The following is a 14,917-nucleotide window of genomic DNA, read 5'->3' as shown; positions in this document are numbered from 1 at the left end:
GAATCAATGGAAGTTTCAACCGTCGTCTGGCTGGTGGTTCTGGCCGCACTGGTGTTTTACGTCATCAGCATCTACAACAAACTGGTTTCCCTGAAGAACCGCTATGAAAACGCATTTGCGCAGATCGAAGTGCAGCTGAAGCGCCGCTATGACCTGATCCCCAACCTGGTGGAATCCGCCAAGGCCTATCTTAAGCACGAGCGGGAAACCCTTGAAGCGGTAATCAGCGCCCGCAACTCCGCGCTCGCCGGCCTCAAGGCCGCTTCCAGCAATCCGGGCTCCGCCGCTGCCATGGCCGACCTGGGTAATGCGGAAGGTGTACTCGCGAATGCGCTGGGCCGCCTCAACGTGGTAATGGAAGCCTACCCGGACCTTAAGGCCAACCAGACGGTACAGCAGGTGATGGAAGAACTGACCAGCACCGAAAACAAGGTCTCGTTTGCGCGTCAGGCATTTAACGATGGCGTGACCGCCTACAACACCTTCCGCCAGAGCTTCCCCCCGGTATTCTTTGCCGGCTTTTTTGGCCATCGCGAGAACGGCAAGCTGCTCGAGTTCGCCGACTCAGAGGTTTTTCAGGCAGCTCCCAAAGTCCAGTTCTGACGTGCAGCCATGAATTTTTTTGAATATCAAGACAAGGCCCGCCGTAACTCCACTCTGCTGGTGGCGCTGTTCGCTGTCGCTGTGCTCGGGCTGATCGCCATTACCACGCTGTTTATCGCCCTTCTCACCCACTATTCCCGCGGCCAGGGCTCGGCATCACTGGTGCAGATGATCGGTGGGCTGGGCTGGGATACGGTGGCGACTATCGCGGTGACCATTACCGCAATTATTGCCATTGCCAGCTTTTTCCGCCTGCGCCAGCTGGCGGCGGGCGGTCGTGCAGTCGCGGAGTCGCTGGGCGGCAAAAAAATCAACCTAGCCCCGGAAGGGCTCGCCGAGCAGCGCGCTCTCAATGTAGTGGAAGAGATGGCCCTGGCATCAGGCACCCCGGTGCCCGACGTCTATATCATTGAGGACAGTGCCATCAATGCCTTTGCCGCGGGCTACAAGCCTTCGGATGCAGTAGTGGGGCTCACTCGCGGCTGTATCGAGCAGCTCAGCAGAGAACAGCTCCAGGGGGTTGTAGCGCACGAGTTCAGCCACATTTTCAACGGCGACATGCGCCTAAATATTCGTATCGTCGGGCTGTTGCACGGGATCCTGATCATCGGCCTGCTGGGTAGCTGGCTGTTGCGCGGAAGCCATTTTGGAGGACGCGACAACCGAGGGCGAGCGGCGGTATTCGGGATTGGTGCTGGACTGCTGGTAATCGGCTACACCGGGACCTTTTTCGGCAACCTGATCAAGTCTGCGGTCAGCCGCCAGCGGGAATACCTGGCAGACGCATCCGCGGTCCAGTTCACGCGAAGCAACCAGGGTATCGCCGGTGCGCTGAAAAAGATCGGCAACCACGCCCCTGGCTCCAATCTGCAGGCAGCCAATGCGAGCGAATTCAGCCATATGTATTTCGCCAGTAGTCTCAAGCATTCCCTGCTGGGTTTCTTTGCCACTCACCCGCCTCTCACGGCCCGGATCACCCGCCTGGATCCAGGCTGGAAGGGATTCGGCGCGCAAGTGACATCGCCCTCGCAGGCCGGATCAGCGATTGGCAGCGCTGCGACCTCAGGAAACGATATACACATATCCAGTCTTCATGAGGCAGAAACCTATGCCGCCGGCTCGGCGAGCGACGCAGGCACTCCCTATCAGGCACGCCTTGATCAGGTACTGGAAACCGTTAATAACAACATCGCAGCGCCATCAGCGGATCAGCTGGAGCTGGGGCGCAGCCTGCTGTCCCGTGTTCCCGCGGACCTGAAGTCGGCCGCGCACGACCCGTTTGCCGCCCGGGCATTGGTATACGGGCTCTTAATAGCTCCCCAGCAACGAGAAGACGAGCAGCAGCAAATTCAGCGGGATATTCTGACGCGCTCTGCACACCCCGCGGTGCTGAGGGAATTCAATAAACTTGAACCGTCGCTTGCGCGATTGCCACTCGAGTGTCGGCTACCGCTGCTCGACCTTAGTATTCCTGCTCTCAAGGCACTGGCACCGCAGCAGTATCAGATTTTCAAACGCAACGTGATCAAGCTGTTGCGAGCAGATGGCAAGGTAGAGATCTGGGAGTGGGCGCTTTACCGCGTTCTGGTGCACGGACTGGAGCCAAAGCCCGATGTTCAACGCAAGGTAACCAGCGGCACAAGCAAGGCTATTGCGGACGCCCAGCGATTCCTGCTGGCGACAATGGCCCACGCCGGGAATAGCGACTACCTGGCTGCAAAGCGTGCTTTCGAGGCAGGCCTGAAACAATTGGGGGCTTCCCCCACTCCCCTCCCTACCCGTTCAGATATTACCCTGCAGCGACTCGACAAAGCCCTCGTGATTGCAGCGGATACCGCGCCACTCAAGAAACCGGCGTTTCTGAAAGCGCTGGTGGTGACCCTCGCTCATGACGGGGTGGTGGAAGGCTCGGAGATTGAGTTACTCAGGGCGATCGCCGACTGCCTGGACTGCCCTATGCCGCCAGTGCTTCCGTCCACCAACCCAAAAGCCACGGAATCGATGCCCGTAGCTGACGTGCAGTCGGCATAGTATGCAAACCCGTGGCAGCTCCTAGCAGCCCTGGGCATAAACCTGTTTCAGTCGAGACACGCAAACAAGAAAGCCGGCAATTGTGCCGGCTTTTCTCTATGTTTTCTCTATGCCCCGCTGCACCACCCCCATCACACTGCCGCAGAAAACAGGCGCGGTGGGGGGCTCCCTGCGGGTTTCTCATCAAATATTCTGGTAAACGGGCCCCACTCCCATACCCCAGAGGATAACGGTACCAATACGCACCGTAACCAAAAGAACCAGCCCAACCGTCACTACCGACGACGCATATACGAAGGCCCTCTCCTTATCAATGTTCATCAGGATCGGTATCCCCTCGTAAATCAGGTAGACCGAATAACAGGTGGCCAGCAGTGTCACCCCGGCGTTCAACCATAGGCTGGGATACAACCCGACAAACCCCACCAGGAATATTGGCGTCGTCGCAAACACCGCAAGCGCGGTACCCTCATAGTGGCGGGTCTCTTCATCCCCTGGCACCCGGAACGACTTGGCCATCCAATTGATGAACTCACCAAAGATATACACACCAAACAGGATCGCAAAATACGTGATCACAGCCAGCGTCAGGGCGCTGGATGGTGTCAACTTTTCAACATTTTCCCCGATACGGAATCCCACCTGAGTCACGCCAATATAGCCCGACACTACCGGGATAAGTGCCAGGATCGGGACATGACTTAGAAAGACCTGCACAAATGAATGCTTGTCTGATCGGATTGACTGCCACTCTTTATCTGGGTTGGTAAAAATACCGATTGTATGGCTGAGTAATTTCACTAGGGTCCTCCTGCGCACCGCTTGATTGCAGTATCGGAAGGCCGTCGCCAATTCACCAATCAATAACAGGAATAAGGCGTCATTTTTTACGCCAGTGGCGTCCAGGGACGATAAAAAGAAGGGCTACGCCGATTTTTCGGGAAGCAAAAAGGAGTGGCAACGCGAACCCCGGTAGAAACCGGGGCTCATGTGCCGTGGAGACAGATTACTTAACCACCCGCAGGGACGGCTTTTTGGAGGGCTTTTTTAGGGTCGTTGGCGGCGTGGGCTCCGGGGGTTCCGGAGTCTCCTCGGGCTCGAACACCATTCCCTGTCCATTTTCGCGGGCATAGATCCCGACGACGGCACCGACGGGTACCTGAATATCCGTGGGCACTCCGCCAAAACGCGCATTGAAGCGGATGGCGTAGTTGTCCATGGTCAGCCCCATCACTGCAGTTTCAGAGACATTCAGAACAATCTGCCCGTCTTCGTTCACATGCTGTTGGGGAACGAGCACACCATTCAGATGGGTGTCCACCAACAGATACGGGGTGCACTTGTTGTCAGTGATCCACTCGTAAAACGCCCGCAACAAATACGGGCGATTAGAGTTCATCGGCGGTTTATTCAATCAGCACCTCAGGAGCGCATTTCGCGCTCAAACTCGGTCAGGCTCTGCTGGAATGCTTCGCGGGCAAACAGTCGGTCCATATAGTCCAGCAGCGGTTTGGCCTGCTTGGTTTTGGGCAGCGCAATTTCGAGCTGATCCAGGCGCCACAGCAGCGGCGCCATACAGCAGTCCACCAGAGAGAACTCTTCATTGAAGAAGTACGGCAGGTCGGTAAACATCGGGGCAATCCCGACCAGGCTGTCGCGCAATTCTTTGCGAGCTGCAGCCACATCTTTGCCGCCAGCGAGGATCTTATCCACCAGCGGACACCAGTCTCGCTCGATACGATGCATGATCTGGCGACTCTGCGCACGCGCTACCGGGTACACCGGCAGCAGCGGCGGGTGCGGGAAGCGCTCGTCCAGGTACTCCATCATCACCTTGGTCTCGAACAACACCAGGTCGCGATCTACGAGGGTCGGCAGGGAGTTGTACGGGTTGAGGTCCGCCAGCTCTGCAGGCTTATCGTCGGGATCAACATCAATAATGTCTACGGAGACCCCTTTTTCCGCCAGGACGATCCGTACCCGGTGGCTGAAATGACAACGACCATCGGAAAAGAAGGTCATGGAGGAGCGCTTGTTGGTCGGCACACCCATTGTGGAACTACCTCAATCTACTGGCCGGTGAATCCGGCCCATTCAAAAACGAAAGATGGTCAAAACGGAAAACGGGCGGTAGGGCCAATACCGGTATACCGGCGGCCCACCACCCGGGAAATCTGTTTGCCTGACACTCAGTGGTGAATGTCTTTCCAGTATTCGCGATTCAGCAACCAGGCAAAGACAAAGAACACCAGAATAAACGCCAGCACGTAAAAGCCGATGTTCTTGCGGGTCTCAGCCATAGGCTCAGCGATGTACTCCATGAAATTCACCAGATCGTATACCGCCTGATCGTACTGAACGTCATCCATAGAGCCTTTTACGCTGCCCACTTTCAGGCTGCCGCAGTCCGCATCCATGATGGCATTACCCATTTCGTCGCGTGCCACCTTGCCGTGATCACGCTTGGGGCCAGGCGCACATTCCGGCAGCCCCTGTAGCTCCATCAGAACATGGGGCATACCCACATTGGGGAATACCTTGTTGTTAACGCCCAGCGGACGACTGTCATCCTTGTAAAAGCTGCGCAGGTAAGTGTACAGCCATTCCGGAGAGCGAGCCCGTGCAACCAGGGTCAGATCCGGCGGAGTGGCGCCAAACCAGGTCTTGGAGTCTTCAGGGCGCATGGAGATCTGCATCAGATCTCCAATTTTGTCGTCTCCCAACACCAGGTTCTGCGTCATCAGCTCGTTGGGGATGTCCAGATCAGTGGCAACTCGCTCCCAGCGGGAAAAGTTGGCGCTGTGACACCCCATGCAGTAGTTCACAAAGTACTTTGCGCCGCGCTGCAGTGATGGTTTGTCGGTGAGATCCGTATTGATGTAATCCAGCTCAACGGAACTTGCTGCACCCACCGCCTTGATCGGAATAAACGTCAGCAGCAGAACCGAAATAATACCGGCGAACAGCACGATGAACGTCTTGCTTCCAGACGGGCTGGTCACGCGTGCCGGCTCCGGGTGTACCTCATCGCGAGCGGTCAGCCAGGGCAGAACCGCAAAGAACACCGCGAATACCATGGACATGGCGAACACGAACAGGCTCGCTTTGAAGTTCACCACCGCCATCCACAGGAACAAAACACCGAAAATGCCGCTCACAATCCAGGACGCCAGCCCCTTGCGGGTAGTCGGATTAGTCCAGATCGGCATGGTAACGAAGAAGGCGAAATAGAACAGGGTTGCGACCTGCGCCAGGAAGTTACGTCCAGGCGTCGGAGATTTCACACCCAGGTAACCCAGGATAATGAAGATCGCAGCGAACACCATCAGCAGCACTTTCGGCAGCCAGCCCTTGTAACGAATGGAGCGTACCGGGCTCTTGTCGAGCCACGGCAGCACAAACAGGATGGCAATAGCCGCACCCATAGCCACAAGGCCAAGGAACTTCGCCGTCAGCGGACCAATATCAATGGTCACCGCACGCAGAACCGCATAGAACGGGGTGAAGTACCACACCGGCGCGATATGCTCGGGCGTCTTCAGCGGGTTCGCCTCTTCAAAGTTGGCGTACTCAAGGAAGAAACCACCCATCTCCGGGAAGAAGAACACCACCACGCAGAAAGCAAACAAGAATACTGCGATGCCAACCAGGTCGTGCACGGTGTAGTAAGGATGGAAGGCTACGCCGTCCAGCGGTACGCCGTTCTCATCTTTGTTCTTCTTGATGTCGATACCGTCGGGGTTGTTGGAGCCCACTTCGTGCAGCGCAAGAATGTGCAGTACGACGAGCAGCACCAGAACCAGCGGTAGTGCAATTACGTGCAGAGAGAAGAAGCGCGTAAGCGTAATGCCGGAAATCAGGTAGTCACCACGAATCCATTGCACCAGGTCTTCACCGATACCCGGGATAGCGCCAAACAGGGAAACAATAACCTGCGCGCCCCAGTAGGACATCTGGCCCCACGGCAGCACATAGCCCATGAAGGCTTCGGCCATCAGCACCAGGTAGATACACATCCCGAAAATCCACACCAGCTCGCGCGGTGGCTTGTACGAGCCATACATCAACCCACGGAACATGTGCAGGTACACCACAACAAAAAACGCCGAGGCGCCTGTGGAGTGCAAGTAACGGATGATCCACCCCATCTCTACATCGCGCATGATGTATTCCACAGAGGCAAACGCGCCTTCTGCGGTGGGGCTGTAGCTCATGACCAGCCAGATACCGGTCAGCAGCTGGTTCACCAGAACCAGCATGGAAAGAACGCCGAAGAAGTACCAAAGATTGAAGTTTTTCGGCGCGTAGTATTTACCCATATGGGTATCCCACGCGCGATAGATTGGCAGACGCTGGTCGACCCAATCACCCAGTGCGGTTAGCCAGTTCATGCGCTGCCCTCCTGATCTACGCCAATTACGATTACGTCGTCACCCTCGTAGGAGTAAGGGGGCACTTCCAGGTTCAGAGGTGCAGGTACGCCGGTATAGACACGCCCGGCCATATCGTATTTGGAACCGTGACAGGCACAAAAGAATCCGCCCATCCACTGGTCGCCACCGAGGTCGGCAGTACCGACTTCCGGGCGGAACATGGGAGCGCAACCCAGATGGGTACACAGGCCTACAAGAACCAGGGTCTGAGGCTTGATCGCGCGGTTTTCAGGATTCACATATCCCGGCTGCTTGGACTCCTGAGACTCAGGGTCACGCAGGAAAGGAGCAACTTTAGACAGGTTATCCAAAGCCTCCTGGGTACGGCGTACCACGTATACGGGCTTGCCACGCCACTCGACGGTCACCATCTGGCCCGGCTCCAGCTTGCCGATATTATATTTGACCGGCGCGCCGGCGGCCTTCGCCTTGGCACTCGGATTCCAGGAAGCGACAAAAGGTACTGCAACTCCCACCGCACCAGCACCACCTACTACAGAGGTGGCCGCGGTCAGGAATCGACGACGCCCCACATTTACACCGTCATCACTCATGACGTAGTTCTCCCATCACAGCGCCCCATCACTTACTGCAAAGCAAGCGCGAAGCTGACTGGCCCAAACCCAAAAAAAATTCTGACAACCTTCCGTAATAAAGCCACGCTACCCAAACCAGCGGTGTATCAGGGCATACCGCGAGTAGTAGCGACGGCGCTGCCTAGTGGTTGAAAACCAGATAGAACAGGGCACCCGCACAGCAGCAAACGACTCACTACTGCAAAATCAGAGACTTACTACAGAAACTCCCCTACAAATGGCCCGCTCGCTTGACCATAGAACAAAGTGGCCAAACCCCAAGTGCAAGCGGATAGAAATTCGCGCAATGTTAAAGAAAATGCCAAATCGATACAAGGCGAAACCGGAAGGGAACATCGGCAACCTCGCAGCGAACTGGCGGCATTTTATACAATCCAGACCTGCAGCATCGCGCGTAGAAACCGCCGCAGGCAAAAAAAAGCCCGGCAATTGCCGGGCAAATAAATCGAGAAATTCTCGCTTAACGCTTGGAGAATTGCGGCTTCTTACGCGCTTTGCGCAGACCGACTTTCTTACGCTCAACGGCGCGAGCGTCGCGAGTTACGTAGCCGGCTGCACGCAGCGGCTGACGCAGAGACTCGTCGTACTGCATGAGAGCGCGAGTCAGGCCGTGACGGATAGCACCCGCCTGACCGAAGGAACCGCCGCCCTTCACAGTAACGTTGATGTCGAATTTTTCGACCATGTCGACCATTTCCAGCGGCTGACGCACGATCATGCGTGCCACTTCGCGGCCGAAGTATTCGTCCAGGGAGCGACCGTTGACGCTGATTTTACCTTCACCCTGCGCGATGAATACACGAGCGGTGGAGGTCTTGCGGCGGCCGGTACCGTAGTATTGAGTAGTTGCCATGAGAATGATTCCGTTTAGATCGACAGTTCAATCGGCTGCTGGGCCGCATGAGGATGTTCGCTACCCTTGTACACCTTCAATTTCTTGAACATGGCGCGACCCAGAGGGCCCTTCGGGAGCATGCCTTTCACAGCACTTTGAATAGTGCGCTCAGGCGCCTTGTCGATCAGCTTCTCAAAGCTGATGGATTTAAGACCACCGGGGTAGCCGGAGTGGCTGTGGTAGATCTTGTCTTTGGCCTTGTTGCCGGTCACGCGAACCTTCTCGGCGTTGATTACTACGATGTAATCACCGGTGTCCACGTGGGGCGTGTATTCAGGCTTGTGCTTGCCGCGCAGGCGGTGGGCGATCTCGGCGGAAATACGGCCGAGAGTCTTGTCCGCAGCGTCAACAATGTACCAGTCGCGAGTAACCGCTTCCGGCTTGGCACTGTAAGTCTTCATGTTATAAAACACCTGTATATGGCTCCCGAAATGGGGGCCGTCCCACGAAAAGAGCGCGAATACTACATAAGCGCCCAGGGCTTTTCAAGCAAAAATTGACCGATATATAACCAGCTGAGCAGGCACCGAACGCCGGCTATTCCGGCCGATGGGGCCGCGCCAGATACTCACGCGACTGCATCTCCTGCAAGCGGCTCATGGTTCGGTCGAACTCGAACTTAAGCTGCCGCCCGCTGTACAGCGACTCGATCGGTTCTGCAGCCGACACCACCAACTTGACGCGGCGGTCATAGAACTCGTCGACCAGATTAATGAAGCGACGCGCCTGACTCTCCATCCGCACATCCATCTGCGGCACATTGGCCAGCAGCACCGTGTGGAACTCCCGGGCGAGCTCGATGTAATCGTTCTGCGACCTGGGGCCGTCACACAGCTCCGCAAATTCAAACCAGGCCACATCGTCCGCCACCTTGCTGGCAACAATCGGACGCCCCTCGATATCCAGGGTCACCAACTCCCGGACCTCACACCCTTCCACCATCAGGCTAGCGAAGGAGCGGGCCAGGCTCTTGTCCGCCCCGGCATCCAGGGGGCTATGGTAAAGCTCCGCCATCTCCAGCGCCCGCAGCCTGTAATCCACACCATTGTCCACGTTGACCACCTTGGTGTGCTCAAGCAGCAGATCAATAGCCGGCAGGAAACGGGCACGTTGCAGCCCATCCTTATATAGTCCTTCGGGAACAATGTTTGACGTGGCAACCAGCGTGACGCCGCGCTCAAACAGGGCCCGCAACAGGTTGGCCAGAATCATGGCATCAGTGATATCCGACACAAAGAACTCATCGAAGCACAATACCCGCGCCTTGCCTGCAATGCGGTCCGCCACCTTCTCCAGCGGATTCTTCTCCCCTGCCAGCGTCCGCAGCTGCCGGTGCACGTCGCGCATAAACCGGTGGAAATGGGTCCGCTGCTTCTTTTCGAACGGTAGGGCCTCAAAAAACGCATCCATCAGATAGGTTTTGCCGCGGCCGACACCACCCCAGAAATAAAGCCCCTTTTCCGGCCCACCGTCCCGCCTCCAAAAGCGCTGCAGGCGACGCAACACACTGGCAGAGCCACTCTGGGCCGCCAGCAGGCGCTCGTAAAGATCCTGCAACTCTTGCACCGCAGCCATTTGCGCCGGATCTTCTACAAAGTCAGGGCGCTTGAGGTCTCGCTGGTACCTCTCCATTGGAGACAAACGCGAGAATTCAGATAGAGGCTGTTCCGTGACCATCCAATCAAAACCGTTCAGAGAAATTTATATCAACAACCGCAACCGGCAGGCGTCTCTGCCAGGACCGTGATAGGCAACATGTCGCCAAACACCAACAAGAAAGGCCGGAACTCGGCCAGGCGGCGCGCACTTTACCAAATCCGTCACGACTTGGCACAAACCACAGCAGGGCATGACCGGTGGATTTGCGTATAATGGGGGCACCGTCACGGATGGCTGGTGCCACAACTTATCTTGAGGAGGATGTAACGTGCACTCAACTTCAGTATTAATTCTGGTCGGCGTCGTCGGCCTGGCCCTGGGAGCCCTGCTGGCCTTCCTCGCGACACGCGGCCGCCAGAACATCGATCGCACCCAGGAGCTGGAATTGCGCCTGAAAGAAGCCAACACCAAACTGGAGGACTTCCAGGTACAGGTGAACGAGCATTTTGACCAAACATCCCAACTGGTTCACAACCTGACCCAAAGCTACAGAGATGTTCATGAATATTTGGCCAATAGTGCCATGCGCCTGTCCAGCCAGGACATAGGCCGCCAGATGCTGGAGGCCGGTAGCGGTCAGCTGAGCGACAACGACGAAAATCTGAGCGTATTCCCGCCGCGCGATTGGGCACCGAAAGAGCCCGGCTCAAAGGGTACACTCTCCGAGGAGTTCGGCCTGGAAAAAGAGGTGCAAGCCCCGTCGCCTGCGGTTGCCCCCTCCTCGGAAACAGCAGTTAATCGCTGACCGCAGGCCCTTCAATTAGCCGGCAGGCACAAAAAAAGGCGGGGCCATCCCCGCCTTTTTTGTGTCTGACCAATCCGTGTCAGAGCTTGAAGCTTCTGGCACTTTACAGGCTCTGATAGTAATCCATCAGAATCTGCGCAACTTCCGGGCGTGAAAACTCCGGAGGCGGCGCAATACCATTACCCAACATCTCGCGCACCTTGGTACCAGACAGCAGGATAAAGTCCTCTTTGGAGTGATCTGGCACATCGCGCATCATCACAACCTTGTTCAGCTTCTTGGAATAAGCGGTGTGGTCTGCACGGAAAATTTCGATCTCCAGTGCACCCTCAGGTACTTTTTCATCGAAAATGGTCTGTGCATCAAATGCACCGTAGTAATCACCAACGCCCGCGTGATCGCGGCCGACAATCAGGTGGCTACAACCACAGTTCTGACGGAATACTGCGTGTAAAACGGCCTCGCGCGGACCAGCATACAGCATGTCAAAGCCGTAACCGGTAACCATTACGGTGTTTTCGGGGAAGTAATCTTCCACCATCTTACGAATTGCTGCATCGCGGACATTAGCGGGGATATCGCCCGGCTTCAGCTTACCCAGCAGCATGTGAATCAGTACCCCGTCGGCCTCAACCGCATCCAGCGCCATCTTGCACAGCTCTTCGTGAGCACGGTGCATTGGGTTGCGAGTCTGGAATGCCACGACCTTGTTCCAGCCGTGCTCGACAAATTCATTGCGAATTTCCACTGCAGTACGGAAGGTATCCGGGAAGTCCGCCTGGAAATAGCTAAAGTTCAATACTTCGATCGAGCCGGAAATCAACTGACGGCCGGCGCTATTGAAGGTAGCCACACCAGGGTGTTTGTCATCCAGGGTACCGAATACAAGCTCGGCGATGGTGTTCACCTGCTCATCGGATACCGCCTCGATCGCCTCTACGTCCATCACCGCCAGAACAGGATTGCCGTCGACGTTGGGATCACGCAGCGCAATGCGCTTGGCACCAGCAATCGCGGAGGTGTCCTCCACCATATTCACCACCGGCACCGGCCAGAACAGGCCATCCACTGTGTGCAGGGATTCCGCCACACTCAGGGTGTCTGCCAGATTCATATAGCCTTGCAGCGGGTTGAAGTAACCAGCACCCAGCATGACTGCGTTGGCAGCGGCAGCAGAACTGACCACGATGGACGGCAGGGACTCTGCCTCCTGCATGAGCTGATGATGGCGCTCACTGTCGTAAACGAAACGGGGCTGCAGCTCGGCACTGCCGTGTGGACGAACCAGGGACATTGGGTACTCCTGAGGTTAATGCAATTTCGGACCGAATTTTGAGCGCAACATTATACGGATTCCTCTGCCGGGACCAAGCACAACCTCTTGAAGCAATGGGAACTCTTGGAAGGACAGAAGAGCTCAAAGACGTATAATGACCGCAAATCAAGGAGCCCCCGGTGTCATTACAACGTTTCCTGCAAGACTGGGCTATTCCAGCCCTTATTGGACTCGCGGTCGCAGCCGCGCTGCTACTGTTGTTCCCTCACCTGCAGGGACAGAGCGACAGGGTACCAACCGCTGCCAACTCTCAAGGCCCAATATCCTACGCCAGCGCAGTCAATCTCGCGGGCCCGGCGGTGGTTAATGTGTACAGCAGGAGACCCCTACGCAACCTTCCAATGGCTAACCATCCGCTGTTCCGCTATTACCTGAAAAGAATGACCCCGCTGCAGCGGGAGCGCTTGCGACAAAACCTGGGCTCGGGCGTCATCGTGAACGAAACAGGGTATATTCTGACCAACTTCCACGTTATCTCAGGCGCAGAACAAATTACCGTCCTACTAGCGGATGGGCGTGAGGCCCAGGCGGAGCTGGTGGGTTCTGACGACCGCTTTGATCTCGCCGTTCTCGAGATTGACCTCCCCAACCTGACAGCCATCGAAGTGGGTGAACCAGACAAGGCGCAGGTGGGGGATGTAGTGTTGGCGATCGGCAACCCGTTCGGCATTGGCCAGACGGTAACCCAGGGCATCATCAGTGCGACAGACCGGGATCTGGGGAACACTGGCGGGGGCAGCCTTCTACAAAACTTCCTGCAAACCGATGCGGCCATCAACCCCGGCAACTCTGGCGGTGCGCTTGTGGATGCCCACGGCCGGTTACTCGGTATCAATACCACGTCAGCACTAAACCAGACCGTGCCCAGCGTTAGCTTCGCGATTCCGGCGAATATCGCCCTCAAAGTCATGCAGGATCTGATTGAGTTCGGGCGGGTAGTACCCGGGTGGCTGGGAGTCTACGCAGACCCACTCACCGAAGATTTAGCGCGTGCGTTCAACCTGGCGTCGACCAATGGGGTACTCGTAACCCACATCCACAACCAGGGACCGGCACACCAGGCGGGCTTGAAACCTGGAGATGTGATCACCCACATCAACTCAGATCCGATCAATGATGGCAACCACGGCTTGGCCGCCATGGCCATGCTGCGTCCCGGCGAAGTCGTTAGCATAACTTATATACGCAACGGGAAAAGCATCACCACGCAGACCAGAGTCTCTGAAGCGCCCGAGCAGCAAGCTGAAGATTGACGCAGGAGATCGCGCACCGCGTCACCTGCCCCACTCCTCTCAGCAGCCTTCAGTTCCGACTACCTTTCACCCGGTATTCTGCCGAGCGGGCGTGCGCGTCCAGCCCCTCTCCTCGCGCCAGCGTCGATGCGATGCGACCAAGCTGGTCAGCCCCCTGCTCTGAGCAGTAAATGATCGAGCTGCGCTTCTGGAAATCGTAAACACCCAACGGCGATGAAAATCTCGCAGTACCACTGGTTGGCAGGACGTGATTGGGGCCTGCACAGTAGTCCCCAAGCGCTTCGGCGGTATAGCGCCCGAGAAAAATGGCTCCAGCGTGGCGAATGCGTGGCAGGTACCGCTCGGGCTGATCCACCGAAACCTCAAGGTGCTCCGGTGCAATTCGGTTGGAAACTTCGATCGCCTGCTCAATGTCCCGAACCAGGATCAAAGCACCGCGGTCCGCAATGGAGCGGCTGGCAATCGACGCCCGCGGAAGCTCTTCGAGCAGTCTCTCAAGCGCAGCTTCCACAGCGCTCAGGAACGCGGCATCCGGGCACAAGAGGATCGACTGCGCCTGCTCGTCGTGCTCCGCTTGCGACAGAAGGTCCATGGCGATCCAGTCCGGATCTGTCTCACCATCGCAGATCACCAGAATCTCTGAAGGGCCGGCGATCATATCAATGGCAACCTGCCCGAAAACCGCACGCTTGGCTGAAGCCACAAAAATATTACCCGGGCCCACAATCTTGTCGACCCGCGCAATCGTATCCGTACCATAGGCGAGCGCAGCTACTGCCTGGGCGCCGCCAATGGTAAATACCTTGTCCACACCGGCGATCGCCGCAGCTGCAAGCACCAGATCATTGAGCTGGCCGTCCGGGGCCGGCACTACCATCTGTATTTCATCAACCCCCGCCACCTTCGCCGGGATCGCATTCATCAACACCGAAGACGGATAGCTGGCCTTGCCACCGGGGACATAGATACCGACGCGCTCCATGGGGGTAATCTGCTGGCCAAGAATGGTCCCATCTGCTTCCTGGTATTGCCAGGAAGACTGCAGCTGGTGTTCGTGATACTCCCGTACCCGGCCAGCGGCGGCCTGCAAGGCATTACGGCTATCCGCTGGAATACGCTTTAAAGCCGCCTGTAACGCATCGGCACCCAGACAGAACTCTGCAGCAATTTCGAGATTGCGACGATCGAAGCGATTAGTAAATTCGATCACCGCCGCATCACCGCGCGCCTTCACCTGCTGCAGAATATCCGCGACAGCGGCTTCAACCCGATGATCGGCAACAGATTCCCAGGCCAGCAAACGGTCCAGGTCAGCGGAAAACTCCGGGCTACCGGCATCCAGCCGGCGAATGGAAAAATCACTCAT

At 56.8% G+C, this 14,917-nt stretch carries 14 protein-coding genes; 4 read left to right on the top strand and 10 right to left on the bottom strand.

The genetic code is table 11. The features are described 5' to 3' along the window. Positions 1–6: 6 nt before the first annotated feature. The gene (locus LC059_RS02470) at positions 7–603 is read left to right on the top strand and encodes a LemA family protein (RefSeq protein ID WP_226702244.1); all 597 of its coding nucleotides are present in this window, start codon (positions 7–9) and stop codon (positions 601–603) included. 9 nt (positions 604–612) lie between these two features. Beyond that, positions 613–2,634, top strand: coding sequence for a M48 family metalloprotease (locus LC059_RS02465; protein ID WP_226702243.1), 2,022 nt, complete (start codon positions 613–615; stop codon positions 2,632–2,634). A 183-nt stretch (positions 2,635–2,817) separates the two neighbouring features. On the opposite strand, the gene LC059_RS02460 is transcribed toward LC059_RS02465, so the two are convergent. From LC059_RS02460 to zapE, 8 genes are all read right to left on the bottom strand, one after another. Then, the gene (locus LC059_RS02460; RefSeq protein ID WP_226702242.1) at positions 2,818–3,435 is read right to left on the bottom strand and encodes a Yip1 family protein; all 618 of its coding nucleotides are present in this window, start codon (positions 3,433–3,435) and stop codon (positions 2,818–2,820) included. Between the two features lie 205 nt (positions 3,436–3,640). Continuing rightward, complete coding sequence (locus tag LC059_RS02455; protein WP_226702241.1) at positions 3,641–4,033, bottom strand: ClpXP protease specificity-enhancing factor; 393 nt, start codon at positions 4,031–4,033, stop codon at positions 3,641–3,643. A 23-nt stretch (positions 4,034–4,056) separates the two neighbouring features. Then, positions 4,057–4,686 (bottom strand): glutathione S-transferase N-terminal domain-containing protein, encoded by a 630-nt coding sequence (locus tag LC059_RS02450; protein ID WP_226702240.1) that lies wholly within the window; start codon positions 4,684–4,686, stop codon positions 4,057–4,059. 137 nt (positions 4,687–4,823) lie between these two features. Next, positions 4,824–7,025, bottom strand: coding sequence for a ubiquinol-cytochrome c reductase (locus LC059_RS02445; protein WP_226702239.1), 2,202 nt, complete (start codon positions 7,023–7,025; stop codon positions 4,824–4,826). Beyond that, positions 7,022–7,621 (bottom strand): ubiquinol-cytochrome c reductase iron-sulfur subunit, encoded by a 600-nt coding sequence (gene petA / locus LC059_RS02440; RefSeq protein ID WP_226702238.1) that lies wholly within the window; start codon positions 7,619–7,621, stop codon positions 7,022–7,024. The genes LC059_RS02445 and petA overlap by 4 nt, the downstream gene beginning before the upstream one ends. Before the next feature lie 502 nt (positions 7,622–8,123). Further along, complete coding sequence (gene rpsI / locus LC059_RS02435) at positions 8,124–8,516, bottom strand: 30S ribosomal protein S9 (RefSeq protein WP_043317418.1); 393 nt, start codon at positions 8,514–8,516, stop codon at positions 8,124–8,126. A 14-nt stretch (positions 8,517–8,530) separates the two neighbouring features. Continuing rightward, positions 8,531–8,959, bottom strand: coding sequence for a 50S ribosomal protein L13 (gene rplM, locus LC059_RS02430; RefSeq protein WP_010132512.1), 429 nt, complete (start codon positions 8,957–8,959; stop codon positions 8,531–8,533). Between the two features lie 136 nt (positions 8,960–9,095). Continuing rightward, positions 9,096–10,199, bottom strand: a complete 1,104-nt coding sequence (gene zapE / locus LC059_RS02425) for a cell division protein ZapE (RefSeq protein ID WP_319005081.1) — start codon at positions 10,197–10,199, stop codon at positions 9,096–9,098. 286 nt (positions 10,200–10,485) lie between these two features. On the opposite strand from zapE, the gene LC059_RS02420 reads away from it, so the two are divergent. Next, the gene (locus LC059_RS02420) at positions 10,486–10,962 is read left to right on the top strand and encodes a YhcB family protein (protein ID WP_226702236.1); all 477 of its coding nucleotides are present in this window, start codon (positions 10,486–10,488) and stop codon (positions 10,960–10,962) included. 103 nt (positions 10,963–11,065) lie between these two features. Here LC059_RS02420 and sat read toward each other — a convergent pair whose 3' ends face one another. After that, positions 11,066–12,256: a sulfate adenylyltransferase gene (gene sat / locus LC059_RS02415; protein WP_226702235.1), complete on the bottom strand. Its 1,191-nt coding sequence runs from the start codon at positions 12,254–12,256 to the stop codon at positions 11,066–11,068. A 383-nt stretch (positions 12,257–12,639) separates the two neighbouring features. On the opposite strand from sat, the gene LC059_RS02410 reads away from it, so the two are divergent. Further along, entirely contained in the window at positions 12,640–13,551 is a 912-nt protein-coding gene (locus LC059_RS02410; protein WP_226702234.1) for a S1C family serine protease, read from the top strand. A gap of 49 nt (positions 13,552–13,600) precedes the next feature. Here LC059_RS02410 and hisD read toward each other — a convergent pair whose 3' ends face one another. Then, entirely contained in the window at positions 13,601–14,917 is a 1,317-nt protein-coding gene (hisD, locus tag LC059_RS02405) for a histidinol dehydrogenase (RefSeq protein ID WP_226702233.1), read from the bottom strand.

This window comes from Microbulbifer elongatus, from assembly GCF_020524885.1.
GTDB lineage: Bacteria > Pseudomonadota > Gammaproteobacteria > Pseudomonadales > Cellvibrionaceae > Microbulbifer > Microbulbifer elongatus_A.
This window is presented reverse-complemented; position numbering and strand designations above follow the sequence as displayed.